Origin of the sequence: Mesorhizobium sp. M2E.F.Ca.ET.209.01.1.1 (assembly GCF_004010375.2) — a bacterium.
Lineage (GTDB): Bacteria > Pseudomonadota > Alphaproteobacteria > Rhizobiales > Rhizobiaceae > Mesorhizobium.
The window spans coordinates 1-369 of sequence record NZ_SADP02000430.1 but is presented as its reverse complement, the minus strand read 5'-3'; the positions used below and the strand labels follow the sequence as shown (position 1 = coordinate 369).

Genomic DNA, 369 nt, shown 5'->3' with positions numbered 1-369 from the left:
CCAAATTGGGCATCTCGGCCCTGGTGCTGTACCCGTTCCTCGTGGTCGCGGTGCTGTCGCTCAACGCCTGGTCGATCACCGGAGGGCTGCAGGGCTCGTTGAAATGGGTCGATAATTTCGGCATCCAGATCCTGATCTATGTGATGCTGGCCTGGGGACTGAACATCGTCGTCGGCCTCGCCGGTCTGCTCGATCTCGGCTACGTCGCTTTTTATGCGCTTGGCGCCTATGCCTATGCGCTTCTCGCTACGCATTTCGGCCTGTCGTTCTGGATATTGTTGCCCGCCGCGGGCGCCATGGCAGCGCTCTGGGGGGTGCTGCTCGGCTTTCCCGTGCTGCGCCTGCGCGGCGACTATCTGGCGATCGTGA

At 62.1% G+C, this 369-nt stretch carries 1 pseudogene; it reads left to right on the top strand.

What is annotated here, in order from left to right:
- Positions 1-369: pseudogene (locus EN852_RS36320) on the top strand (branched-chain amino acid ABC transporter permease); the annotation flags it as partial.